The 24,177-nt window shown below is 69.6% G+C and carries 21 protein-coding genes; 4 read left to right on the top strand and 17 right to left on the bottom strand.

Features of this window, described 5'->3' with window-relative positions:
- Positions 1 to 807 precede the first annotated feature (807 nt).
- Positions 808 to 1,773: a cyclase family protein gene (locus tag D3230_RS11410; RefSeq protein WP_202345153.1), complete on the bottom strand. Its 966-nt coding sequence runs from the start codon at positions 1,771 to 1,773 to the stop codon at positions 808 to 810.
- Between the two features lie 270 nt (positions 1,774 to 2,043).
- Positions 2,044 to 2,991 carry an agmatinase gene (speB, locus tag D3230_RS11405; RefSeq protein WP_202345152.1) on the bottom strand — a complete coding sequence of 316 codons (948 nt, stop codon included), beginning with the start codon at positions 2,989 to 2,991 and terminating at the stop codon, positions 2,044 to 2,046.
- A gap of 146 nt (positions 2,992 to 3,137) precedes the next feature.
- On the opposite strand from speB, the gene D3230_RS11400 reads away from it, so the two are divergent.
- Entirely contained in the window at positions 3,138 to 3,719 is a 582-nt protein-coding gene (locus tag D3230_RS11400; RefSeq protein WP_202345151.1) for a helix-turn-helix domain-containing protein, read from the top strand.
- A gap of 106 nt (positions 3,720 to 3,825) precedes the next feature.
- On the opposite strand, the gene D3230_RS11395 is transcribed toward D3230_RS11400, so the two are convergent.
- The 3 genes from D3230_RS11395 to D3230_RS11385 are packed head-to-tail and all read right to left on the bottom strand — an operon-like array spanning position 3,826 to position 6,598.
- The gene (locus D3230_RS11395) at positions 3,826 to 4,953 is read right to left on the bottom strand and encodes an alcohol dehydrogenase catalytic domain-containing protein (RefSeq protein WP_202345150.1); all 1,128 of its coding nucleotides are present in this window, start codon (positions 4,951 to 4,953) and stop codon (positions 3,826 to 3,828) included.
- Positions 4,954 to 4,958: 5 nt separating this feature from the next.
- Positions 4,959 to 6,431, bottom strand: a complete 1,473-nt coding sequence (locus D3230_RS11390) for a cytosine permease (RefSeq protein WP_202345149.1) — start codon at positions 6,429 to 6,431, stop codon at positions 4,959 to 4,961.
- The gene (locus D3230_RS11385) at positions 6,428 to 6,598 is read right to left on the bottom strand and encodes a hypothetical protein (RefSeq protein ID WP_202345148.1); all 171 of its coding nucleotides are present in this window, start codon (positions 6,596 to 6,598) and stop codon (positions 6,428 to 6,430) included. The genes D3230_RS11390 and D3230_RS11385 overlap by 4 nt, the downstream gene beginning before the upstream one ends.
- Before the next feature lie 183 nt (positions 6,599 to 6,781).
- On the opposite strand from D3230_RS11385, the gene D3230_RS11380 reads away from it, so the two are divergent.
- On the top strand, positions 6,782 to 7,762 hold the full coding sequence (locus tag D3230_RS11380; protein WP_202345147.1) for an Lrp/AsnC family transcriptional regulator: 981 nt from the start codon (positions 6,782 to 6,784) through the stop codon (positions 7,760 to 7,762).
- Here the strand turns inward: D3230_RS11380 and D3230_RS11375 are convergent.
- From D3230_RS11375 to tyrS, 4 genes are all read right to left on the bottom strand, one after another.
- Positions 7,713 to 8,027: a hypothetical protein gene (locus D3230_RS11375; protein WP_202345146.1), complete on the bottom strand. Its 315-nt coding sequence runs from the start codon at positions 8,025 to 8,027 to the stop codon at positions 7,713 to 7,715. The two genes, D3230_RS11380 and D3230_RS11375, sit on opposite strands and share 50 nt — an antisense overlap.
- A 35-nt stretch (positions 8,028 to 8,062) precedes the next feature.
- Positions 8,063 to 8,866 (bottom strand): nitrilase-related carbon-nitrogen hydrolase, encoded by an 804-nt coding sequence (locus D3230_RS11370; protein ID WP_202345145.1) that lies wholly within the window; start codon positions 8,864 to 8,866, stop codon positions 8,063 to 8,065.
- A 220-nt stretch (positions 8,867 to 9,086) separates the two neighbouring features.
- The gene (locus D3230_RS11365; RefSeq protein ID WP_202345144.1) at positions 9,087 to 10,280 is read right to left on the bottom strand and encodes a dipeptidase; all 1,194 of its coding nucleotides are present in this window, start codon (positions 10,278 to 10,280) and stop codon (positions 9,087 to 9,089) included.
- Between the two features lie 178 nt (positions 10,281 to 10,458).
- Positions 10,459 to 11,781 carry a tyrosine--tRNA ligase gene (gene tyrS / locus D3230_RS11360; protein WP_202345177.1) on the bottom strand — a complete coding sequence of 441 codons (1,323 nt, stop codon included), beginning with the start codon at positions 11,779 to 11,781 and terminating at the stop codon, positions 10,459 to 10,461.
- A 148-nt stretch (positions 11,782 to 11,929) separates the two neighbouring features.
- Between tyrS and D3230_RS11355 the strand changes: the two genes are divergently transcribed.
- Both D3230_RS11355 and D3230_RS11350 read left to right on the top strand, forming a co-directional pair.
- On the top strand, positions 11,930 to 12,640 hold the full coding sequence (locus D3230_RS11355) for an ABC transporter ATP-binding protein (RefSeq protein ID WP_202345143.1): 711 nt from the start codon (positions 11,930 to 11,932) through the stop codon (positions 12,638 to 12,640).
- Positions 12,637 to 13,992: an FtsX-like permease family protein gene (locus D3230_RS11350; RefSeq protein ID WP_202345142.1), complete on the top strand. Its 1,356-nt coding sequence runs from the start codon at positions 12,637 to 12,639 to the stop codon at positions 13,990 to 13,992. Before D3230_RS11355 ends, D3230_RS11350 begins: the two co-directional genes overlap by 4 nt.
- Before the next feature lie 172 nt (positions 13,993 to 14,164).
- On the opposite strand, the gene argH is transcribed toward D3230_RS11350, so the two are convergent.
- From argH to D3230_RS11310, 8 genes are all read right to left on the bottom strand, one after another.
- Complete coding sequence (gene argH / locus D3230_RS11345; protein WP_202345141.1) at positions 14,165 to 15,607, bottom strand: argininosuccinate lyase; 1,443 nt, start codon at positions 15,605 to 15,607, stop codon at positions 14,165 to 14,167.
- A gap of 59 nt (positions 15,608 to 15,666) precedes the next feature.
- On the bottom strand, positions 15,667 to 16,635 hold the full coding sequence (argF, locus tag D3230_RS11340) for an ornithine carbamoyltransferase (RefSeq protein ID WP_202345140.1): 969 nt from the start codon (positions 16,633 to 16,635) through the stop codon (positions 15,667 to 15,669).
- Positions 16,636 to 16,728: 93 nt separating this feature from the next.
- Positions 16,729 to 18,048: a type I glutamate--ammonia ligase gene (locus D3230_RS11335; protein WP_337249164.1), complete on the bottom strand. Its 1,320-nt coding sequence runs from the start codon at positions 18,046 to 18,048 to the stop codon at positions 16,729 to 16,731.
- A 56-nt stretch (positions 18,049 to 18,104) separates the two neighbouring features.
- Positions 18,105 to 18,944, bottom strand: coding sequence for a MurR/RpiR family transcriptional regulator (locus D3230_RS11330; protein WP_202345138.1), 840 nt, complete (start codon positions 18,942 to 18,944; stop codon positions 18,105 to 18,107).
- Between the two features lie 15 nt (positions 18,945 to 18,959).
- Entirely contained in the window at positions 18,960 to 20,261 is a 1,302-nt protein-coding gene (locus tag D3230_RS11325; protein ID WP_202345137.1) for an aminotransferase class III-fold pyridoxal phosphate-dependent enzyme, read from the bottom strand.
- Complete coding sequence (locus tag D3230_RS11320; protein WP_202345136.1) at positions 20,258 to 21,454, bottom strand: M20 metallopeptidase family protein; 1,197 nt, start codon at positions 21,452 to 21,454, stop codon at positions 20,258 to 20,260. Before D3230_RS11320 ends, D3230_RS11325 begins: the two co-directional genes overlap by 4 nt.
- 5 nt (positions 21,455 to 21,459) lie before the next feature.
- Complete coding sequence (locus tag D3230_RS11315; RefSeq protein WP_202345135.1) at positions 21,460 to 22,629, bottom strand: amidohydrolase family protein; 1,170 nt, start codon at positions 22,627 to 22,629, stop codon at positions 21,460 to 21,462.
- Between the two features lie 38 nt (positions 22,630 to 22,667).
- Positions 22,668 to 24,113, bottom strand: coding sequence for an APC family permease (locus D3230_RS11310; protein WP_202345134.1), 1,446 nt, complete (start codon positions 24,111 to 24,113; stop codon positions 22,668 to 22,670).
- Between the last annotated feature and the right edge of the window lie 64 nt (positions 24,114 to 24,177).

Here is a 24,177-nt window from a genome sequence, read left to right as displayed (position 1 = left end):
GGCGACGGGATTAAATAATTGGCATTTGACAATTAAAGTGCACACTATTGAGTTCTCAAAGACCAGACACCACCCGTAGAACCCGAAAAGGCCCTTCCGAACGGCAACCTGTCTAGCTTAGCACAGATCCTGTGCTCGCTGCGCATTCCAACTGGCCGGACCGCTTGGCTTCTGCCTCGCTGCCCGGCTGCGTTGCGCTGACAAGGGAATACATTACGCACAATCCCACCCACCCGCAACACCGGCCCGTATCTCGGGCGCGCCCCCGCATGATTCCGCCAAATCCCCCCACACCCCACCCACACCCCCACACCACCCCACCCACCACAACCCGCCCCAAACCCGGCCCCACACCCCACAACCCGGGCGCGCCACCACCCCAAACACCCACCCCACCAAGCCAAACTCGCGGGCACGACCCAAATACGCCCGAAAACCACTCACTCCAGATAAAAAGCCTCGGGTACGGCGCACACCGTGACGGCGGAGCGGATGCAGGTGGTGCGTGCAAGCCCGTAGGCCACCGACACTGCCTCGGCACTACCCGTCGAGCACACCGCCCCGGGAAGTGCCCCGCACACGCGACGACACACACCAAAACCGAGGACATTTCGCCAACACGAGCCAAATACGTTCGAAAACGACTCGCTCTAGATAAAAAGCCTCGGGTACGAGGAGCGCTCGTCGCCGGCCGCGGCGACAGCGGGCCGGCCGAGTTCGGCAGGGGCGGGCAGCGGGCCGGTAGCGGGAAGGACCGCACACGCGGGGCGCGGGCTCCTGCTCGGCGGCGGCCGCTCGGAGCAGGAGCTACGGGTGGGGATCAGGCTCCGGCGAGGGCAGGAACGCGACAGCACGGATCGGTGCACCGTCGCCTTCGGCAATGGGGAGGGGCAACAAGGAGAGCTCCACTTGATTGGGGACGCGGTCCAGACCCACCAGGTTCTCCACGATCACTCCCCCGCGGCCCAGCCAGAACTGGTGCACCGCGATTGCCGCCTGAGTTTCGGAAGCCGCCAGGACGGCATTGTCACTGCCTGCCTCGACGTCAACAGCCGCGACATCCGCAACAGGCGCATCGACGCCCGCCGGGTCGGCGTTAGCGGCCTCGGCATCGGCGGCACCAGCGGCACCGACGTCGGCGGCGTCGGCCGCATCGGCGGCGGCAGCAGCGGCGGCGGCAGCAGCGGCGGCGGCAGCAGCGGCGGCGGCAGCAGCGGCGGCGGCGTCGGCGGCAGCCACGTCGGCGGCAAACACGGTGTCGGCGGCAGCCGCACCGGCACCCGGCATCGGGGGTACCTCGCCTGGGGGCAGGGTCTGGTCCGGGCTGAGCGTGTCGACGCACAGGACGCGGGCCCCGCGATCCCAGAGTTCGGCGGCGAGCTCACCGGAGAGATAGGGGTGGCGGAACATCCGTTCGTCGCCGGCCAGCGCGTCCCACCCGGTAGCGATGCACACGATCATGGGGAGCGTGGGCGGCAGCCCACCCTCGATGTCCGCCGCTCCCAGGCGCACATCGTCCCGGGGATCGCGAACCCGCAAGACCACGGCGGGGCCGACCAGCCACTCGAGCGGGATCTCGGAGAGCGTCGGTCCGCCCGGGATGAGATGCGCGGGCGCATCGAGGTGGGTCCCGCTGTGCGAGCCCAGGGACAGCGCCGAGACGGCGACCCCTTCCCCCTCGATCGAGAGGGCGGGATCAATGCACACGTTCGGGTCTCCGGGATAGACCGACATGCCGCTCCGCAGCGGCATGCTCAGGTCTACGACGTACATGCCCCCACGCTACGGTACGACCGCAGCCCGCGCAGCAGTCATTCCCGCGAGCGTGCCCCACACATTCACCAGAGCCCGCCTGGCTCAACCCCCACAGGGGCGCACCGCGCGAACACCGCGCGAAAACCGAGCGAAAACCGAGCGAAAACCGCGCGAACGCCGCACGGGTGCACCGCTCATACGCCCACAGCGGGCGCACCGCTCATACGCCGCAGGGGACGCACCCCGGTGTCCCGGAGTGCGCCCCCTGCTCGATGTGTGCAGCGAGGATTAGTCGCGCGCGGCCATCGCACTGACGAGCTCGTACACAACGTGGCTCGCGGCGATCGCGGTGATCTGCGCGTGGTCGTAGGCGGGTGCCACCTCGACCACGTCGGCACCCACGATGTGCAGGTCCGCGAGGCCGCGGATCAGGCGGAGCATCTCGCGGCTCGTGAGGCCACCGGCCTCCGGCGTGCCGGTGCCGGGGGCGTGCGAGGGATCCAGCACGTCGATGTCGATGGAGATGTAGAGGGGCTTGTCGCCCACGCGTGCGCGGATCTTCTCGAGCGCCGCGGGGATCCCGTTCTCCTCGATGAACTCCGAGGTGACGATCTGGAAGCCGAGCTTCTGGTCGTCCTCGAGGTCTTCCTTGCCGTAGAGCGGGCCGCGGGTGCCGCCGTGCATGCTGGCGGTGAGGTCGATCAGTCCTTCCTCGGAGGCGCGGCGGAACGGGGTGCCGTGCGTGGTGGGCGCACCGAAGTAGGTGTCCCAGGTGTCGAGGTGCGCGTCGAAGTGGAGCACGGCGACCGGGCCGTGCTTCTTGTTGATGGCGCGCAGCAGCGGGAGGGCGATCGTGTGGTCGCCACCGACGGTGACGATCTTGTCGACCTTTTCGCCGAGCTCGGTCGCGGCGTCCTCGACCTGCTTGACGGCCTCGTCGAGGTTGAAGGGGTTCGCCACGATGTCACCGGCGTCGACGACCTGCTTCACGTTGAACGGGGAGACGTCCTGCGCCGGGTTGTAGGGGCGCAGCAGGCGCGACGCCTCGCGCACGTGCGACGGGCCGAAGCGCGCGCCGGGGCGGAAGCTCACGCCCGTGTCGAAGGGAACACCGACGACCGCGATGTCCGCGGCCGGGACGTCCTCGATGCGCGGCAGCTTGGCGAACGTCGCGATGCCGGCGTAGCGCGGGGTCAGGCTGGCGTCGACCGGCCCCTGGGGAGTGTGATCCGTCACGTTTCCACGTTCCTTTCGGGTCAATTCTCGGGTAAAGTTTCCTGAGAGTAAACAAGTGAGTTCTAACGGTGAACTTGACTTCACTATAGGCTGATGCCGCCGCGCGGTCAATGTCGCGCAGCGGACACACCCCAGAAAGGCACGCCGTGCGCGCAATCCACCTGAGCTCTGACACCGACACCGTCCGGATCGGCGCGAAGCTGCGCTCCTCGCGCGTGGCCCAGGGGCTGACGCTCGAGCAGCTCGCGCAGGCGTCGGGCCTCACCAAGGGCTTCCTCAGCCGGATCGAGCGCGACGACACGATGCCCAGCGTGCCCACGCTGGTGCAGATCTGCCACGCGCTCTCGCTGCCGGTGGGCGCGCTCTTCGAGGAACCGGACGTGCAGCACGTCACCCTCGACACGGCACCCCGTATCAACATGGGTGGCGTCGGTGCCGACGAGCGCCTGGTCACGCCGCGGGCGGAGGAGCGCGTGCAAGTGCTCCGCTCGACCGTGGAGCCCCACGGCAGCGGCGGCGAGGAGCTCTACACCGTCAGTTGCGCCGTCGAATCCCTGCACGTGATTTCCGGGGAGGTCACCGTCAGCTTCGCGGACCGGCAGGCCCGGCTCGAGGCGGGAGACACGGTGACCTTCCCCGGGATTACCCCGCACACGTGGAGCGCGGGGGCGGCGGGCGCCGAGATGGTGTGGATTCTCGTGCCCGCCGCGTGGAGCGGCTCGAGCTAGTCGGCCTGCCCCGCTGCCGCGGCCGCGCCGACCCGGGCGTGATCGGCGGATGCAGCCGCCGGATCCGCCGCCAGACGCGCTGCCGCGGGGTCTTCGTGGCGGCCGGCTAGGCCGCCGGATCCTCGTCGAACACGATCACGGTGCGGGTGCGTTCCCCGCGACGCATCGCGTCGAACGCCTCGTTCACCTCGGCGAGCGGGACGCGCGAGCTGATCATCTCGTCGAGCGGGAGCTTCCCCGCGAGGTACGCGTCGGCCACGCGCGGGAAATCGCGCGCCGGGACAAGCCCGCCGTAGTTCGAGCCGATGATCGTCTTGCCGTCGTAGGCGAGCTGCAGCCCGTCGATGCGGAGCTCCTGCCCCTCGGGCGGCAGCCCCACGAACACGGCGCGGCCGCCGGGCCGGATCAGGCCGGGCAGCTGCTCCATGGTCGCCACCCGCCCGATCGCTTCGAAGGCGGCGTCCGCCCCGCCGCCGGTGAGCTCCGACACCTGCGCGGCCAGATCCGGCCCACCCAGCAGGCCGTGGGAGGCACCCGCGCGCATCGCCTCCTCAAGTTTCGCCTCGGTGACATCGACCGCGATGATCGGGGAGGCTCCCGCCAGCCGCAGCGCGGCGATGATCGACATCCCCACGCCCCCGGCACCGACGACCACCGCGGACTCGCCGGCCACCACGCGGGCGTTGTTCACCACGGCCCCGTACCCCGTACCGACCGAGCAGCCGATGAGGCTCGCGACGTCGAACGGGACGCGCTCATCCACACGGATCGCCGCGAAGTCGGGCACCACGATGCGCTCGCTCATCGCCCCGACGGCGAGATACGGCCACGCCTCGACGCCGTCCGCCGTGCTCCATCGCGTCGTCCCGTCGGGAAGCAGCGAATCGTTCGACAGGACCCGGGTGCAGGCCCACGGCTTTCCGCCCGTGCACTCCGCGCAGCGCTGGCACGCCTGATGCCAGGCGATGATCACGTGGTCGCCGACCTCGAGCTCACGCACGCCCGCACCGATCGCCTCGACCACGCCGGCCGCCTCGTGCCCCATGACGGCGGGGAGGGGAACCTGCCACTCGCCATCAATCACGTGCCGGTCAGAGCCGCACACGCCGGCGGCGCGGACGCGCACGCGCACCTCGCCGTGCTGCGGTGCCTGCAACTGCAGCTGCTCGACGGCGAGCCGGTCGCCGTTGTCGCCGCGGTAGACGGCCGCCCGCACTTCGATGGGTCCTGTCATGGGTCTTACTTCCTTCCGGCGGCCGCGAACAGATCAGGCTGGCCGTACGCGCCGCGGCCGCGGCGCACGTAGAGCAGGTGGCTGAGGATCACGTGGCACACCATCGCGATCAGCACGGCGGGGACCGTCGCGGTCGCGAAGCTGAAGAGGGTCTGCGTCTCGAGCGTGATCGGGTTGTACACCCAGAGGTAGAACGCGGACGCGATCGCCACCGAGGCGAGGGCCGCGATGTTCACGCCGCCGGTGAAGCGCAGCGGATCCTCCGCCCCGCTCGCGTAGAGCGCGCGCAGCGGAACCACCTGGCGGCGCAGGATGAAGTAGTCCGCGATGATCACGCCGCACAGGGCCGCGATGAACGCGCCGCTGATCACCACGAAGGTCATGAACTGCTCGTACATGAACGCGGGGAAGAAGCTGAGCACCGCCGGCAGCGCGAGGAACGCGGCCGCGAGCACCGGCCAGCGCAGGCGCGACAGCGCCCGACCGCTCGACTGCTTCACGGCCAGCACCGTCGAGTACGCGATCGACGCCATGCTCGTCACGTTCGCAAAGCCGACAAAGAGCAGGGTGAGGACGCCGAGGATCGGTCCGCCCAGAGGGACCATCCAGGACGTCGGATCGGCCTCACCGAACATCAGGCCAGCCGCCATGCCAACCAGCTGGGCGACGACCGTGCCGATGAAGATGCCGCCGTAGGCGGGCCAGAGCGCGGCGCGCGGGCCGCGCGTCAGCCGGGAGAGCGTCCCCATGACGGGCCACCAGGACAGCCCGGCACCGAGGTTGAACTCGACAGCCATCATGAAGTTCAGCTGCTCGTCCGGGAACGGCGCGATCGGCTCGGCGGCGAGCAGGTCCCCCCACGAGTAGTTCGACATCAGGAGCACCATCATCAGCGCGACCACCACGAGGAGGCCGGGTGCCACGAAGCGGTTGAGCTTGCTGATCGTGATCGGGCCGCGGGACAGGATGATCCAGCCGACGAAGATCGCGAGCAGGGCGAACACCGTGACGAGCGGACCGAACTGATCAAACGAGGTGCCGAAGGCCTGGTTCGAGATCTCACTGAACGCGCGCCCGAACATCACACCGAGGAGCGAGGACCAGCCCATCTCGGTGAGCAGCACCACCACGAACACCACGATCCCGACGCCGACGATCCCGAACACCGACTTCAGCGCGCGGTACTGCTCGACGCCAAGGCGCTGGCTCAGCACGACGCTGCCGAGGGCCATGATGGCGAGGCCGATGCTGTTGCCGATCAGCATCGCGGCGATCCCGTCGGTGAAGCCGACGAGCAGCACGGTGGAGCCGCCGGTGAGGAACGCCCAGGTGGCGATCGCGAGGCTCAGGGTGACCCAGCTGAAATCGCCGGCGCTCCACGTGCGCTCGCTCTTGAGCAGCGGGAGGGAGCCGTAGGTCGCCTCCTTCGTGACCTCGGCGTCGACCGCACCGCCCGCGCGCTCCGACCGCGCGCTCACAGTGCGACTCCGATCACGGCTGCGACAACGATGCCCGCCGCGACGGCGAGGAACAGCGCGAGGCTGCGCCCGCTCAGCGCGGCGTGCACGGGATCATCGAGTTCTTCGGCCTCGATGATGGCGAGTCGCCGATCGAGCTCCTGTTCAAGCAAAGTGTCTTCAGACATCTGGGTCCGACCTCCTGTTGTTCCCGCGTCTCTACGGGCAATTCGGAGCAAGCCTAAGCAGACATCTCGCGGGATACAAACGACTGAGCAGCCGCCGTGACCACATTCTGCACATTCGCACACCACATCGCCCATCCGGGACCGTTTTCCACGAAATCACCGATTCTCGTGCACAATTGCACTATGACTCCCGAGCAGTTTGGTGCCGACCGCCCGCATCCGGCAACGCCGGAGGAGCTGCGGGCCCGCGTCCTCGCCGAGCTCCGCGACGATGGGCGCGCGAGCTACGCACGGATCGCCGAGCGGCACGGCACGACCCGGCGTCAGGTGACACAGATCGTGCACACGGCGCTCGAGCAGGGGCTTCTGCGGATCACCGTGTCGATCAGTCCGGACCTGCTCGGCCACGAACGCTTCGCCTACCTCCAGATCGCCGTGGACGGGCCCATCGCCGCCGCGCGCGCGGCGCTCATCGCGCTCCCCGAGACCACCTTCGTCGCGGAGATCAGCGGGAACTACGCCATCGACGCCGAGATCCGGGTCGGCGCGGACCCGCATCTGCAAGCCACCGTCGACGGCATCCGCTCGCTCCCCCACGTCCGGGAGATCCGCATGCACCTGTATGAGAGCATCGAGGTCAACCTCTACTCCCCGATCCGCACCGGCGGGGTCGGGCTCGAGGTCGACGACGCGGATCGCGCGATCGTGCAGCATCTGCAACAGGACGGGCGCGCGTCGTTCCGCGAGCTCGGGGATGCGGCGGGCGTCTCCCCCAGCGGGGCCCGCCTCCGGCTGAAACGGCTGATGGATCGCGGCGCGGTGAAGGTCGTGGGCATCCCGGTGCGCGGCAACCTGCCCGAGGCCCCGACGCTCGGGGTCGGCATCCAGGTCACCGGCCCCGTCGCCGAAGCCCTCGCGCGGGTGCGGGAGCTCGACCCCGAGTTCCTCGCGGTCGCCGTCGGCGGGTACGACCTGATCGCCACGCTCTCCGGGGAACGCAACGACGACGTGCTCGCGCTCGCCGACCGCCTCCGTTCATTTCCGGAGATCGCCCGGATCGAGTCGTGGGCGAATCTCCGGATCCTCAAGGAACAGTACGGCGAGGGCGACCGGATTATCGCGGGTCCACGCGATAGCGCCCGCTCCGCCGCACCTCGATCGTGATGCGATTCGCCGGGAACGGTGGTTCCCCGGGAACCGAGGCCTCCGCGGGCAGCTCCCGCTGCACCTCGCGGATCTCCGCCGCCCGGGCGGCCTCCGGACGAAACGCGTCATCGAAGGCGCCAAGCACCCCGCCCATCGCGGAGCGGGCCCTGGATCGGTGACGACCTGACCGGTGACGGCGGCGACGATCCGCGATCCCCACCGTGCACAGCAGGAGTCCGACCGCGAGCAGCCCCGCGACGGTGATCATCTCGTGTGCACTCATCGGGGCTCCCCTCGGTCGACATGGCCAGCGGCGGCTCAGGCCCAGCTCGCGTAGACGTCCGGACGCCGGTCGCGCAGGTAGTTCGCCTCGCCCGCGGCGACCGGCGTGACGTCCGGAAGCTCAGCAAGCAGCAGCTCTGCGGTGCGGCCCGCAACGGCGAGCACCCGGCCCTCGCGGCCCGCGACCGTGCTCAGCCCGGTGAAATCGGCCGCCGGATCGGCGCTCGGCTCGGCCTGGCCGGCGTGATCCGCGTAGGCCACCACGAGGGCGTTCTCTGCGGCGCGGGCCCGGATCAGCAACTCCGGCACGTACGCGGAGTGTCCGTCGATCGCGGTCGGCACGAGCAGCAGGTCGACGCCGCGGGCCGCGAGCGCGCGGGCGGGCTCCGGGAACTCGATGTCGTAGCAGATCTGGAACCCGACACTGCGCCCATTCCACGCCGCGACAGCGGGCGCCGCGGTGCTCGGCGTGAACGCGAGCGGCTCAAGCTCGCCCCACAGATGCACCTTCTCGTAGCGCAGCACCGACGCACCGCTGGCGTCCCACAGCTCCGCGGCGATGGCGAACGTTCCGTCGGCGCGGGCGAGCGGGAAACTCGCGGCGATCGCGATCCCCGCGTCCCGCGCGATGGCGGCGGTCGCATCGGGGATGCCGGCGACCCGCTCCGGCGTGAGCCACTCGGCGAGCTCGCGCGGCGCGTAGCCGCTGAGGAACAGCTCCGGGGTGAGGATCAGCTCGGCCCCTGCCGCCCGGGCCGTCGCCGCAGCCTCGCGCAGCGCGGCGAGGTTCGCCGCCGGAGCGAGCGGGGTGGCGGCGGCTTGCAGCAGGGCGATCTTCATGACGCGCTCCTCCGGGATGCGTGGCGAACACGGGCGCGAATGCGCCGCGTTGCCCCGATCCTAGCCCGGGATCCCGGGCAGCCCCGGACCCGGGACCCGGGCCTCGGCCCGGCCGCACGCGTTCCGTTCCGCCGCGCTCCGGCTGCGCAGCTTTCGGCGGGTGCCGGCGGCCCGGAACTGCGCGCGCGTCCCGATCCCGGACGTTTATGCAGTTGGGCGTCTAGGCCGCGGGGAGCGTTTCGGCGAGCACCCGGAGGGTGTTTCCGCCCATGATCGCCCGGATCTCGTCCGGCGTGCGGCCGCGATCCAGCAGCTCCTGGGTGAGGATCGCGAGCTCGCTGGTATCCCAGGCGACCTCGGTCGAACCGTCGTAGTCACTGCCGAGCGCGGCGGTCTCGATCCCGCCCACCTCGATGACGTGCTCGATCGCGTCCGCGACCGCGGCCGGGGTCAGCTCGCACACCGCCGCGTCCCAGTAGCCAATGCCCACCACGCCGCCGGTGGCGGCAATGCCGCGGATCTCGGCGTCGGTGAGGTTCCGGTTCACGTCACACGTGGCCTGCACGCCCCCGTGGCTCGACACCACCGGCTTCGTCGCCATGTCCAGGATCTCCGCGACCGTGTCATGGCTCGCGTGCGCCAGGTCGACCACGATGCCGAGATCCTCCATCTTCGCGATGGCGTCGCGCCCCAGCGGGGTCAGCCCGCCCTGCTCGACGCCGTGCATCGATCCGGCAAGATCGTTGTCGAAGAAGTGCGTCAGTCCCGCCATCCGCATGCCGTCGGCGAACAGCACATTCAGGTTGTCGAGATCTCCCTCGAGGTTCTGCAGCCCCTCCGCGGAGAACAGGCCGCCGACGACCGGATCGCCGGCCTGCCGATCCGCGAGCAGCTGCGCGAGATCGTCGCGCGTCTCGACCACCCGCAACGCCCCGTCCGATGCGGCGGCGTCGGCGTGCAGCTTGTGCGCGTGGAAGCGGGACCGTTCGAGCAGCGAGGTCCACGTCTTCGGCGGCTGCAGCTGGGCGAAGGTGAGGAGCGTGATGTTGTCCGTCTCGTCCGTGTTGGATTCGTAGTTCTGTCCCTTCGGGGACTTCGAGACGGAGGAGAACACCTGCAGGGCGACGTTGCCGTCCTGCAATCGCGGCAGATCCACGTGCCCGCGATCCGCCCGCGTGTTCAGCGAGCGATCCCACATCAGCGTGTCGGAGTGCAGATCCGCCACCGCGAGTTCCCCATGCAGCTCCCGCGCCTCCGCGGACACCTCAGGAATGGGATCCCCCGTGACCTCGTTCATGCTGCGTTCCACGATGCCGGGGGCAAAGACGAAGAAGGCCACTGCGGCGAGGACCAGGACAATCACGAGGCCGAGGATGCTGCGTCGCAGCCACCGGCGCTGGGGGCGTGTGCTCATAGCTGCCGAAGCTATCAGGCCGGGCACCGCCGACCGCGGCGATTGTGAACTCCCGCTCAGCACACCGTTCGATCCGGGCGTGGGGCTGGAGGATCTCACCATGCAGGGTGCCGCACACGACGCAGGGCCGGGCCCCGTCTCCGGGATCCGGCCCTGCGTGTGGTGCGTGCGGCGCGAGTTACGCGGTGATGCCCGCGAGCGTCTTCTTGCCGCGGCGAAGCACCGCGAACTTTCCGTGCAGCAGATCGTCGGCGGTGAGCGCCTGATCCTCCGAGGTGACCGCAACGTTGTTCACGTAGACGCCGCCCTGCGCGATGGCCCGGCGGGCCTCGCCGAGGCTCTTCACGAGCTCCGTGTCGACCATGAGCTGCGCGATGGCGGCACCCGCGGCACCCGGGGCCTGCGGCAGCGCCTCGATCGCGCCCGCGAGCGTCAGCTCGTCGAGCGCCGTAAGGTCGCCGCGGCCGAAGAGGGCCTCGGAGGCATCGATCGCGCCCTGCGTCGCCTCGGCACCGTGCACCAGCGTCGTCACCTCGAGCGCGAGCCGCTTCTGCGCCGCGCGCTTGAACGGCTCCTCGGCGACCTGACGTTCGTAGTCCGCGATCTCCTCGCGGGACAGGAACGTGAACACGCGCAGGCGATCCGCCACGTCCGCGTCCGCCTGGTTGAGCCAGAACTGGTAGAAGGTGTACGGGGAGCACATCTCCGGGTTCAGCCAGATCGCGTTGCCCTCGCTCTTGCCGAACTTGGTGCCGTCCGAGTTCGTGATCAGCGGGGTGCCGATCGCGTGGGCGGTGCCGCCCTCGGCCTTGCGGATCAGCTCCGTGCCGCTCGTGAGGTTGCCCCACTGGTCGCTGCCGCCCGACTGCAGCTTGCAGTCGTACTGGCGGTAGAGCTCGAGGAAGTCGAGTCCCTGCAGGATCTGGTAGCTGAACTCCGTGTAGCTGATGCCCTCGTCCGAGTTCAGGCGCTTCGCGACGATGTCCTTCTTGATCATTGTGCCGACGCGGAAGTGCTTGCCGATTTCGCGCAGGAAGTCGATCGCGCTGAGCGGTGCCGTCCAGTCGAGGTTGTTCACGAAGCGGGCCGCGTTGTCGCCCTCGAAGCTGAGGTAGCGGGAGATCTGCTCGCGCAGCGAATCCACCCACTGCGCCACGGTCTCACGGGAGTTCAGGGTGCGCTCCGAGGTGGGGCGCGGATCGCCGATCAGGCCCGTCGACCCCCCGACGAGGCCGAGCGGTTTGTGCCCCTTCAGCTGCAGCCGGCGCATGAGCAGGAGCTGCACCAGGTGGCCGAGGTGCAGGCTGGGGGCCGTCGGATCGAAGCCGCAGTAATACGCAAACGGCTCGCCCTCGATCAGTTCAGACAGCGCCGTAGCGTCCGTCGAGACGTGGATCAGCCCACGCCACTCGAGCTCTTCCCACAGAGTGGAGAAGCTGTCGTCGTTGCGCTGGGTTGCCAGGATCTGGGTGCGAGCATTCGTTTCAGACACGCCTGCCATCGTACTCGGGTTCGGCGGCGCGCGGTGCGCCGCGGCCGGACCGACCTCCCCCTCGTACCCGAGCACCATCCGCGGAGGGGACTCAGGTACCAGCTGCCCAGCACCGCGGGCCGATCCGTCGCGGCCCTGCGCGGCAGACACTTGAAGCATGTCCGAATTACTGCTTCGCGCCACCGCTCTCAGTCAGCACTACGGGCCCACGCGCGCCCTCGACGGGGTCTCCCTCGATCTGTTCACCGGCTCATCGACCGCGATCATGGGTGCGTCGGGATCCGGCAAGACCACGCTGCTGCACACCCTCGCCGGCATCACGGTGCCGCAGGCCGGCACCGTCGGGTACGCCGGTGCCGTGATCTCGCAGCTGTCCGACGCGGAACGCAGTCGCCTCCGCCGCGAACACTTTGGCTTCGTCTTCCAGCAGGGGCTCCTCATCCCGGAGCTCACCGCCGTCGAAAACGTGGCACTCGCGCTGATGCTCACCGGCGTCTCGAAGCGCGACGCCCTCGCGCCCGCCGCGCAGTGGCTCGCGGCGCTCGGCCTGGGCGGCATGGAGGAGCGCCGGATCGGCCAGCTCTCGGGCGGGCAGGCGCAGCGGGTGGCGATCGCGCGCTCCCAGATCACTGGCGCGCGCCTCACCTTCGCCGACGAACCGACCGGCGCGCTCGACTCCACAACCTCCCGTGAGGTCATGGACGCGCTCCTCGGGTCGACGGTCGGCCAGGGGCGCAGCCTCGTGGTCGTGACCCACGACGCCGAGGTTGCCGCGCGCTGCGCCCGCGTCGTCACGATGAGCGACGGCCGGATCGTGGCCGATTCCTGGGCCACCGGCGCCGCGGGGGCCGCGGGGACCGAGCGATGATCGGCCGCGTCCTCCCCCTCCTCTCGCGGCCAAGCCGCCAAGGCTCGGCCGCGCTGCTCCTCCCGATCATCGCCTTCGCGAGCGTGACCCTCCTCCTCGCGACCGTGCTCGGCGGCGCGCAGACGTTCTGGTCGTACACCGACGAGCTCGCGCCCCTCTATTGGGTCTGCGCGGTGATCGCCCTCGTGCTCCTCATCATTCCGCTGCTCTCGCTCGGCCACGCGGCCGCCCGGCTCTCCGCGCGGCGGCGCGACGACCGACTCGCGGTGCTCCGCTTGCTCGGCATGCCGGCACGATCGACGGCGTTGCTCGCCGTGATCGAGGCATCGGCCCTCGCGTTCGGCGGCGCGGTCGTCGGGGCCGCCCTCGCCTACGCTGCCGCGCCGCTCGTCGGGCTGATCCAGTTCCGGGGCGAGGCGCTCGGTGCCGCCGGGGTCGCCCTGCCGCCGCTGCACGCCCTCGTGGTGGTGCTCGGAGTGACGGCGATCGCGGCCGTGAGCGCGGTGCTCAGCCTGCGACGCGTCATCATCTCCCCGCTCGGCGTCGCCCTGAAGCAGCAAGCCCCGAAGCTGCCGTGGGTGCAGGCGATCTTCGCGGTGCTCGCGATCGCGGTGGCGGCCGGGATCGTCAGCGTGCTGAACGGCTTCGGTTCCATCGGCGGGATCGTCGCGATGATCGGGGCCATGGGCTTCGCGTTTGGTATCGCACTGCTGGCGCTCGACCTCATCGGAGCGTGGCTGCTCGGCGTCTTCGGCCGGGCGAAGGCGCGACGCGCTCAGCGGCCCGCCGACCTCCTCGCCGCACGCCAGATCCTTGAGGGCCCGCGGGCCGCCTGGCGGCAGGTGTCTGGCGTCGCGATGTCGAGTTTTGTCGCGGTGTTTGCCGGATCCGGCGTCGCGCTCCTCGCCGCGGTGGACCCGGGCGACACCGGCGGGGCCGAGGCCGGTGAGGCCTTCCCCGTCGCCGATATCGCCACGGGCATCATCATCACCGTGATCGGCTCGTTCATCATGGTGGCCTGCTCGGTGGGCGTGAACCAGGCCGCGCAGATCCTCGACCGCGCCGAGGTCATCCGCTCCATCGACGTGATGGGGGCACCGCTCGCGATGCAGGACGCAGCGCGGCGCAAGGCCACACTGCTGCCCCTCCTCCTTGCGTCTCTCGGCGCCGCGATCCTCGCCGGTGTGCTCGTGTTCCCGCTGCTCGGCATGGCGATCGTGCTCGCCCCGCTCTCGCTGGCCGTGATCCTGGGGTCCGTCGCCGCCGGGATCGGGATCGTGCTCCTCACCCTGCTCGCCACCCGCCCGCTGCTCCACACGGTCGCCGCGAGCGCGCCCCGCGCCGCGGAATAGCGGCGGGCCCGCGCCGCAGACGCACCGAAGGGTGAGTTGTGGGGGCTTCCTCTCGAGGAAGGCCCCACAACTCACCCTTCGGTGTCGGTGCAGGCGTAGCCCTGGGTTACGGGCCCGGGGCAACGGGGCCCCGGCGGCCGGCGGCCGGCGGCCGGAGGCCGGAGGCCGGAGGCTAGGCGCGGAACTCGGCCGTGCGCTCCACGAGGCGTGCGAGCTGCTCGTCGACGCGGACGCGAGCGGTGCCGCCGACGCCCACGCGGGATTTGACGGATCCCTCGATGGTGAGGACCTCGCGCACGCCCGGGGTGAGGTGCTCGGACACGCTCGCGAGTTCGGCATCGCTCGGCTCGTGCAGCTCGATCCCGCGCTCCTCGCAGTACCGCACCAGTTCGCCGGAGATCTCGTGCGCGTCGCGGAAGATCACACCCTGCTTCACCAGCCACTCGGCGACGTCCGTCGCGAGCGAGAAGCCCTGCGGGGCGAGCTCGGCCATGCGCTCCGTGTTCAGCGTCATCGTCGCGATCATGCCGGCGAACGCGGGCAGCAGGACCTCGAGCTGCGCCACCGAGTCGAAGATCGGCTCCTTGTCCTCCTGCAGGTCGCGATTGTACGCGAGCGGCATCGCCTTGAGCGTGGCGAGCAGGCCCGTCAGGTTGCCGATCAGGCGGCCCGACTTGCCGCGCGCAAGCTCCGCGATGTCCGGGTTCTTCTTCTGCGGCATGATCGACGATCCCGTGGAGTAGCCGTCGTGCAGACGCACGAAGCCAAACTCCTTGGTGTTCCAGATGATGATCTCTTCGCTCAGGCGGGACAGGTCGATCCCGATCTGCGCGCAGATGAACGCGAACTCGGCGACCACGTCGCGCGCCGCGGTGCCGTCGATCGAGTTCTCCAGCGGATCGCCGAGGCCCAGCTCGGCGGCGACCAGACGCGGATCGAGCCCGAGCGAGGAACCGGCAAGCGCGCCCCCACCGTAGGGCGAGGCGCTTGCGCGCGCCGACCAGTCACGCAGGCGCTCGAGATCCCGCACGATCGGCCAAGCGTGCGCCGCGAGCTGGTGCGCGAGCAACACCGGCTGCGCGTGCTGCAGGTGCGTGCGGCCCGGGAGGATCGCGTCCGGGTGGCGCAGCGCCTGCTCGGTGATCGCGTCGAGCAGATCCAGCAGCATGCCCCGGATCACGGCGGTGTGGTCGAGCAGGTAGAGACGCACGAGCGTCGCGATCTGGTCGTTGCGGCTGCGGCCCGCGCGGAGCTTGCCACCCAGCTGCACGCCCACGATCTCGATCAGCAGGCGCTCGAGCGCCGAGTGCACGTCCTCGTCCTCCTCGGCGGCCACCGCGCGGCCGTCCGCGACGCGCGCGGCAAGCTCGTCGAGGCCTGCGCGCATGTCCGCGAGTTCCTGCTCAGTGAGGTACCCCGCTGCGGCGAGCGCGGTCGCGTGCGCCTTCGAGCCGAGGATGTCGTAGGGGGCAAGCACCCAGTCGAACTGCGTCGACTTCGAGAGCGCGGCAAGCGCCGGTGACGGGCCACTGGCGAATCGGCCACCCCACAGCGATCCGGCCTCGGCTGCGCGGTTGCCCGCCTCTGCGGCGGGGGTCGTGTTCTCGGTGCTCATGTCGTCCTTACTCGCTCTTCGCTCAGTCGTCGTGTGTGTTCGTGGGTGCGCGGTGCGCGTTACAGCCCCGAGCCGTGCGGGCTCACCTCTGCCGCGCGCCCAATGTCGGTGCGTGCCAGCAGCCAGGCCATCAGCGCCTTCTGCGCGTGCACGCGGTTCTCGGCCTCGTCCCATACGACGCTCTGCGGCCCGTCGATGACCTCGGGAGCCACCTCGAACTCGCGGTACGCGGGGAGGCAGTGCAAAAAGATCGCGTCGCGTGCCGCGTGCGCCATCAGCTCCGGGGTCACCCGGTACGCGCCGAAGGTGGCGACGCGCTCCGCCTTCTCGTCTTCCTGCCCCATCGACACCCAGGTATCGGTGATCACGGCGTCCGCGCCGGTCACGGCGGCGACGGGATCCGTGAGCACGGTGACGCTGCCCCCGGTCTGTGCCGCGATCCGTTCCGCGTCGGCAACAATGTCCGCGCGCGGGTGGAAGCCCTCGGGGCCGGCCACCCGGATGTGCATGCCCGCCGTGGCGAAGCCGAGCAGGTAGGAGTGGCCCATGTTGTTCGCGGCGTCGCCCACATACGTGGCCGTCAGCCCCGCAAGCTCGCCCTTCTGCTCCCGGATCGTCTGCAGGTCCGCGAGGATCTGGCACGGGTGGAAGTCGTCGGAGAGCGAGTTGATGACGGGCACCGTCGCGTGCGCCGCCATCTCCTCGATTCCCGCGTGCGCGAAGGTGCGCCACACGATCAGCGACACCATGCGGGACAGCACCTGCGCGGTGTCGGAGATCGACTCCTTCGCGCCGAGCTGCGCCTCGCCCGGGTTCACGATGATCGGGGTGCCGCCGAGCTCCGAGATTCCCGCGGCGAAGCTGAAGCGGGTGCGCGTCGACGTCTTGTCGAAGAACACGGCGGCCGAGCGCGGGCCCGCGAGCGGTCGCTCCGCGAAGGGCGCTCGCTTCAGTCGATCCGCAAGGTCGAGGACCTCGCGCTGCTCGGCCGGGCTCAGATCGTCATCACGCAGGAAGTGTCGGGTCACTCATTCAGCTTACCTGTGCGGGCGGGTGGCGAGATCGGTCGCGGGCGGGCCGTCCGCCCGCGGCGCGGGTCCGGCCCGCGCCGCGCGGCTCTCCTAGTACGTTTCCGCGTACGCGTCGTACCGCGCCTGCGGTTCCAGTTCCGCGGTCTTCGCGATCTCCGCGCGCTTCACCGCGAGGAAGGTGGCCGCCAGATCCGGGGCGAACCAGTCGCGAGCAACGTCCGAGTCTTCGAAGCGGTCGAGCGCTTCCGCGAGCGTGCTCGGGATCGGACGGATGCCGAGTTCATTCCGCTCCGCGTCCGTCAGGGCGTCCGAGTCGCCGCTCACGATCGTCGGCGTCGGAAGCTGCTCGCGGATCCCGGCGAGGCCCGCGCGGATCAGGCACCCGAGGATCAGCCAGGGGTTGCTCGTTGCATCGGCGGCCCGGTATTCCAGGTTGTACTGCGTCTGGTGATTTGCCCCAGGGGTGTTGAACAACGGACAAATCCGGAGCAGCGCTTCGCGGTTGTTCTCCCCCAGGAAGATCCCGCCGGCGCTCCACCGCTGCGGGGCCAGGCGCTCGTACGACAGCGGGGCCGAGGCCGCGATGGCCTGGAACGCCTCCGCGTACTTCAGAATGCCCGCGGCAAACGATCCAGCCACGTCGGACAGCATGCTGGGGCGTTCGGCGTCGTACGTCACGAACCGCCCGTCGCGGTCTTTCAGGCTGAGGTGCACGTGCACGCCGTTGCCGCCGCCGTTCTCCTCGATGATCGGCGAGAACGTGATCCGTTTCCCCAGGCTGCTCGCCACGTGCCGGGTGATCTCGCGCAGATAGACCGCGCGGTCGGCGGCGACGAGGGCGCTCGCCGGGCTCAGGGTGATCTCGAACTGGTTCCGCCCGAACTCGGGCAGCCACATCTCGGGTTCCAGACCGGCATCGTCGAGCGCGGCGACGAGGCGGCCCCCCAGTTCTTCCTCCTCCAGGAACGACTCCAGCGAGAAGGGGGTGTTGACCGGACTGCCGGCGTCGTCGCGCAACATGAACTCGTGTTCGAACGACGAGACGACGTTGAGCCCCGTCTCCGCGTCGAGATCGGCCACCGCACGCTTCAGGAACGTCCGCGGATCGCACTCCCAGGGCGCACCGTCGGGGGTGTGGACATCGGCGAGCACCAGGGTGGTAAGCTCGCCCGTGTCGTTCAGGGCGACGCTCGCGATGCTCGACGCATCCGGCATGAGCCGGAGATCGCCGACCGCGCCGAACGGATTCGGGGTCACGATCGAGCCGAACGCGTCGATCGCCAGGTTCGCGGGCACCCAGCCGCACCCGCTGTTCAGGTACTTCTGAAACTCCTGCTGCCGGAAGGCGCGTCCGCGAGCCTTCGCGGCGAGGTCGGCCGTCAGGATGATGGCGAGGGGTTCTTTACGCACGGTGTGTCCTTCAGTGTCGCGCGGGGCCGCGGCTATGCGGGCCCGCTGGGGTGGGATCATTCCCAGGCGTCGAACGCCTGGATCCGTCCGAGCGGCTCATCACCGAGCCGCTCGACGACGCCCGCAACGATGGTCTCGATGAGGGCAAGTGAGGGGACGAGGGAGTCGAACGGGCTCGGAGCCTCGACACCGCTCGAGATCAGATAGTCCGCGTGCTTCGCCGCGGGTGACAACCAGGGGTCGGTCAGGAGCACGGTCGTGGCTCGTCGCTCCTTCGCCCGGGCGACGAACGTCACGGTCGCCTCCTGGTATCTCCGGTAGTCCAGCGCGATGAGCACGTCGCGCTGGCCCATGTCCAGCAGCGCCAGTGACTTGTCCGACTCGGCGCGGCCCACGAAGTGCACGTCGGCGCGCAGGAGCCGCAGGTGCTGCGTGAGGTACTCGGCGAGGAGGCCGGAGTACCGCCCGCCGACGGCCCAGATCCGCCGTTTCGGGTCCGCGAGCAGCTCGATAATGCGGTCGAACTCGGACACCGGCATCGCCCCGAAGCTGCTGCTCAACCCCCGGACGAATACCTCCCGCGCGGTCGCGGTCGTGTGCACATCCGTGTGCTCGGAGCGTAGCTCGTACTGATCGATCGGAGAGGTGGTGCGCTCCGAGATCTCCTCGCGCAGCATCTCCTGCATCTGCGGGTACGACTGGATGCCGACCCGGGCCAGCATGCGGAGCACCGTCGGGGCGCTCACGCTGGCGCGGTCCGCAAGCTTTGCGACCGGCTCGAGTCCCGCCACCGGATAGTCCGCGATGAGTGCGCGGGCCACCTTCTTTTCCGACGGGCTCATGACATCGAGCGAGAGCTTCAGGGCCTCGGCCAGGCTACTTTTCTTCGCGTTCATGTGTGCTCTCCCCATTCACCATCCGAGATAGGGGGCGATGTCCGCGTCGCTGACCGCCCCGTGACGTACCTCAACGATGGCAGTCCGCAGGGTATCCACGGCGCGTTCGGCCTCGTGTTCGGTCAGAATCAGCGGCGGCGTCCACTCGATCACGTTGCCGCGCACGAGATAGTTCACGACACCGAGCTGCCACATCCGATAGATCACTCGATGGGTGAAGCGGTCATCAGCCTGTCGGTCGCTGTGCGCCGGGTCCTGCTGCAGCTCGATTCCCAGGCTGAGGCCGAGGCCACGCACGTCCGCGATCTCGCCGGTATCGCGCTGCGCAGTGGCCAGGAGTCCGCGCAGGTGATTTCCCCGGTCCCGAGCCACGGACGCCAGGTCGTCTGACAGGATCGTCTCCAGGACGGCGTGCCCGGCTGCGGTGCTCACCCCGTTGCCGGCAGTCGTGAGGAGCGCACTCGCCGGCGAGCGGTCCAGGAGATCCGCGGAGCCGACAACGGCCGACAACGGGGTCCCCCCGCCGAGCGCTTTCCCGAGTGTCACGAGATCCGGCGCGATCCCGCTCCGTTGGAAGGCGTGGAGCTGCCCGGTCCGGGCGAGGCCCACCTTCACCTCGTCGACGATCAGCACGGCCCCGGCGCGGCGTGTGCGCGTGCTCAGGCCGGCGAGGAACCCGTCCGGGGGCACGATCACTCCGCCGTCGGATTGCACCGGTTCCACGATGACGGCGGCCACGTCAAGCGTGCGGAGCACGTCCTCGAGCGTGCGCCAGAGTTCCGGGAGGTCCGACTCCTGCGCGGGGTAGGGCAGGAGCACGCTCGCCGGATCGCCGGGGACGCCGGCCTCGACGAAGACCCCGCTCACGGCCTGGGCCGCGCCGAAGCCACCGTGATACCCGCCGCGAAAAGCCACCACGGCGTCGCGCCCGGTCGCGGCACGCGCTGCGGCGAGCGCGGCGCTGTTCGCGTCCGTCCCGGAATGGCCGAACAGGACCCGTCGATCACCGCGCCCCGCCCCGGGAAATGTCCCGATCAACAGCTCGGCGAGCTCCACCGCTGCGGGTTGCACGGCGGAGAGCACGCTGGCCCCCGCACCGTTGGCGGCCGCCTGCTGGATCGCGGCGACCACCCGCGGATGCGCGTGCCCGAGGCTGTTGGCCCCCCACGCCGCGGACAGATCCAGGAGCGTCCGGCCGGTCTCGTCTCGGACCTCACTCCCCTGCCCCGAAACGACGCTCAGCGGGAAGAACCGAAGTTTCTGGTTGCCCGCGATCGCTCCCGCGTCGCGCGCCGCCAGCGTGTGTGGAGCGGTCACGATGCCTCCCCCGCCGGTCCGCGATCGAGCTGCTCGCAGGCACCGAGGTACCCGGCGGCGAGGGTGAGGGCGAGCCTGCGCACCGCATCCGTGTCCGGGAGGAACTCGGCGTGGTGCAGGCTCGGCTGCGGTTCGACCCCGGTGGTCTCGACGCCCACGAACGCCATCACCCCGGGGAGGAGCTCGGAATAGAAGGAGAAATCGTCGGCACCGCAGGATCGCATCGGTTCGCTCACGGACAATCCCGCGTGGTGCAGCTCGGCGTCGACGTGCCCCACCAGGTCCGGATCGTTCTCGAGTACCGGCTCACCCTCGATGATCTGGATCTCCCCGGTCATACCGTGTGCTGCGAGCTGGCCGTCCACGAACGTCGTGAGCGCGGCGTGCACGCGCTCACGATCGTCGCGGTACATCGTGCGCAGGGTCCCGGCGAGGTGCCCCTCCGCGGGGATGACGTTCGCGGCGTGACCGGCCTGGATGCTGCCGACCGTCAGGACGGCGGGGTGCATCGGCGACACGGTGCGGCGCACGAGTTCCGGCATGGCGACCGCGATCTGGGCGAGCGCACCGATCGGATTCGCGGCCTCGTGCGGGTACGCGCCGTGCCCCTCCCGACCCCGGACCGTGACCCGGATCTCGTCCGCCGCGGCGTTCGTCGGTCCGGTCCCCGTCGCGACGGAGCCGACTGGAATCCGCGGGTGGACGTGCGCGGCGAGGACCGCTCGGACCTGCTGCGCTGCGAGCGCGCCCGAGCGCACGATGTCGAGGGCACCGGACGGGTACGCCTCCTCCCGCGGCTGGAGGAACGGGACCACGGCGTAGGGCAGCTCGCACTCCGCGGCGGCCCGCGCAAACGCGATCAGCGCGGCCTGGTGCACATCATGTCCACACGCGTGCATGGCACCGTTCGAGGACGCGAAGGATGCTCCGGTCCGTTCACGAATGGGCAGGGCGTCGAGCTCGGCGCGAACCGCGATCGCGGCCCCCGCCGTCGGCCCGATCCGCCCGATCCGGCCCGTCTCGGCGATCACGTCCATGGGGATCGGCATTTGCTCGACGATCCACTCGGCAGCCGCCTGTTCTTCGCCGGACAGGGTCGGGTGTTCGTGCAAGTATTCCCGGAGCGAAATGGCGGCCGCTGCGTGACGGGTCGTCGCCGCGAGGAGCGCCGTTCGCAAGGATTCTCGTGTCATGCCGCTCACCGCCCTGCGCCGAACACTGCGTCGGGTTCGAGCTGGTAGGCCCGCATCGCGTTTTCGCCGCAGATCTTCCGCACGAGGGATTCCCCGGTCGCGGCGTCCCACTCGTCCGCGTCGATCCAACCGTTGATCACCTGGGTGAGGCCGCGCCGGAACAGGTGTGCTCCGAGGAAGTACAGTTCGGGAAGCCCGAACGCGTCGGATGAGAACAGGGCCTTATCGAACGGCGTCAGTTCCAGCGACTCAGCGATCACCTGCGGCGAAGCCGCGCCGACATAGTTGATCGCGAGCCCGACGTCGCAGTAGACGTGCGGGAACACGTGCGCGAGGTATCCCGCATTCCGGTGGAACGGATAGCAGTGGAGCAGCAGGACCCGCGCCCCCGAGGTCCGCGTGAGCCGCAGCCACTCCGTGAGGAGGAGCGGGTCGCAGCGGTGCAGATCCACGTCCGGGTCCCCGAACCCGATGTGAAACTGAATGGCTTGTTGCGCGTCCACCGCGCACCAGATCCCGAACCGGATCAGCACCGCGTCCTCGAGCCGCGGTTCGGCACCGGCGCTGAGCTCGCGCATCCAGGCCTCCGCGGCCGCGGCAACCTCGGCGTCGGTGGGTCGCGCCGGATCAAAGTCCAGGCCGAGCCGGTACGCCGCGATCGTCTTCACCCCGACCGCGGTCGTCACCTCTGCGGCGAGCCGAGCCCGGAAGGCCTCGGCGTACGCCGATCCGTGTTCGAGGGAACCCACGAGCTGTTCTGCGAGCCGTTCGAGTCGCACGACCGTGTCCGCGGACGCATCGGCGCGGGTGGCCATCTCCGATGCGTCGAGGATGTCGTCTCCGCGATACCCGGTCTCGATGAGATAGCGGTCGATCCCTGCTGCCCGCAGGAGACGCTCGTTCACGTCGCGGGCGCCGAGCTCCGCGCGTCGTTCCAGGTAGCGCTCCGCGTCGACGTGCGCGTCGAGATCCAGCAGGGGCGCGCACCAGCGCCGGATCGCGGTCCCGAGCTGAGAATCGAACACGCTCGTCCCCGCGGGGGCGTCCCAGTTTGACTCGGTGATCAGCGTCTCGAACTCGGGTCGCGCGAGCGCGTGTTCAACGACTCCATGGCAGTGGTGATCGACGAGGTCTGTCGCGGCGAACGCTGCGGGGGTGAGGAGTGTCTGAGGCACAGGGCGGTCCTTTCCGGAGGGGGAGCTGAGCAGCGGGGTTAGTCGAGGTCTTCGGTGGCGAGCTTGCCACCGATCCGCTGGGCGAGGCGGGGGCGCGCGATGATGATCACGGCGCCGAGGAGACACCACGCGCCGGCGATCCAGGGGAAGAAGGTGTACGGGGCTTCCTGGCCGATCACCTGGACCGCGTAGACGAAGGCGAGGTAGATGAGGCCGAGTACCGGCAACACCGATTCCCACTTCGGGATGCGTGATGTGCCGCGGAACACGTAGACGATGACGCCGACCGAGGTCATGCCATACGCCACGACCATGCACAGGGTCGCGATGGTGGCGTACCAGTAGTAGGCGTCGAAGGCCGTCCCGCCGAACGCCGCGATCCCGCCCGCGAGCACCACGGCGATGATCACCGTGGTCACCACGGCGGGGACGGGTACCCGGGTCTTCGGGTTCGCAACGCCCAGCCACTTCGGGCCGAAACCGTCACGCGCGAGCGCATAGATCAGCCGCGCGGCGGCGGCGGTCGAGCTCAGGACGGAGGCGAATGCGACGATGAACGCCATGAATGCCACCAGCATCGCGTACTCGCGGCTGATGTAGATCGTGCTCAGGCTCGTGAGCGTGGAGTTGGCCCCCGCGAACGCGGCGACCCCGTCGTCGTCGGTTCCATAGCCGATCGTCTGCGCGAACATCATGATCGTGTACAGCACCCCGGCGACGACGATCGCGCCCAGCAAGGCTCGGGGAATCACGCGTTTCGGGTTCTCGGTTTCTTCGCCGAGGGAGCTCCCCGATTCAAACCCTGCCCACGATAGGAAGGCGAACACCGACGCCGTCATCACGCCGACGGCGGTGGCGTCGCCCGGCAGGAAGGTGCTGAGATCGATCGTGGCCCCGGGCACTGGGCCGTTCCCGCTGCCCACGCGGACAAAGATGACGACCGCGAGCACCAGCATGGCGAGCACCCCTAGCACGCCGATCACGAAGAGCACGCGGGTCACAATCTTCGATTCCCGGACGTTCAGGATCACGACGAGCACCGCGACAACCAGGGCCACGATGATCCACGGAATCTGCGCCCAGAACCCGCCAAATTCCTCGGCCCACGCGGCGAAGAACACCCCCGTCGCACCCAGAATGCACGCGGCGAAGAACAGGTAGGTGCCGAGCAGCGCGAAGCCCCCGAAGAATCCGGCGCGCGGGCCGATGGTGGCACCGGCCAGCGCATACACCGATCCGGCGTGGCTGAAGTAGCCGGTCAGCCGAATGAATCCGTAGCCCACGAGGAGCGTGCCGAGAAAGGCGAGGAGGAAGGTGAACGGCACGGATTTGCCAACGAGGCCGGCCACGCCGATGCCGTTCAGGGCCATGGCCATCACCGGCCCCATGAAGCCTACGGAGAGCGCGGTGACCTCCCACACTCGGAGCTTGCGGCTCGATTTCTGAGCGCCGGCGGTGTCTCGCGCGGTGTGCACATCAGACATGAATTCAGACTCCCTTGTCTTACGAATGTCTTACGAATAGAGCCGGGATCTCCGGCGGCCACGC

Source organism: Leucobacter chromiireducens subsp. solipictus (assembly GCF_016758195.1).
Classification (GTDB): Bacteria; Actinomycetota; Actinomycetes; order Actinomycetales; family Microbacteriaceae; genus Leucobacter; species Leucobacter solipictus.
The sequence above is the reverse complement of the archived record's forward strand: the minus strand, read 5'-3'. Positions and strand labels throughout refer to the sequence as shown.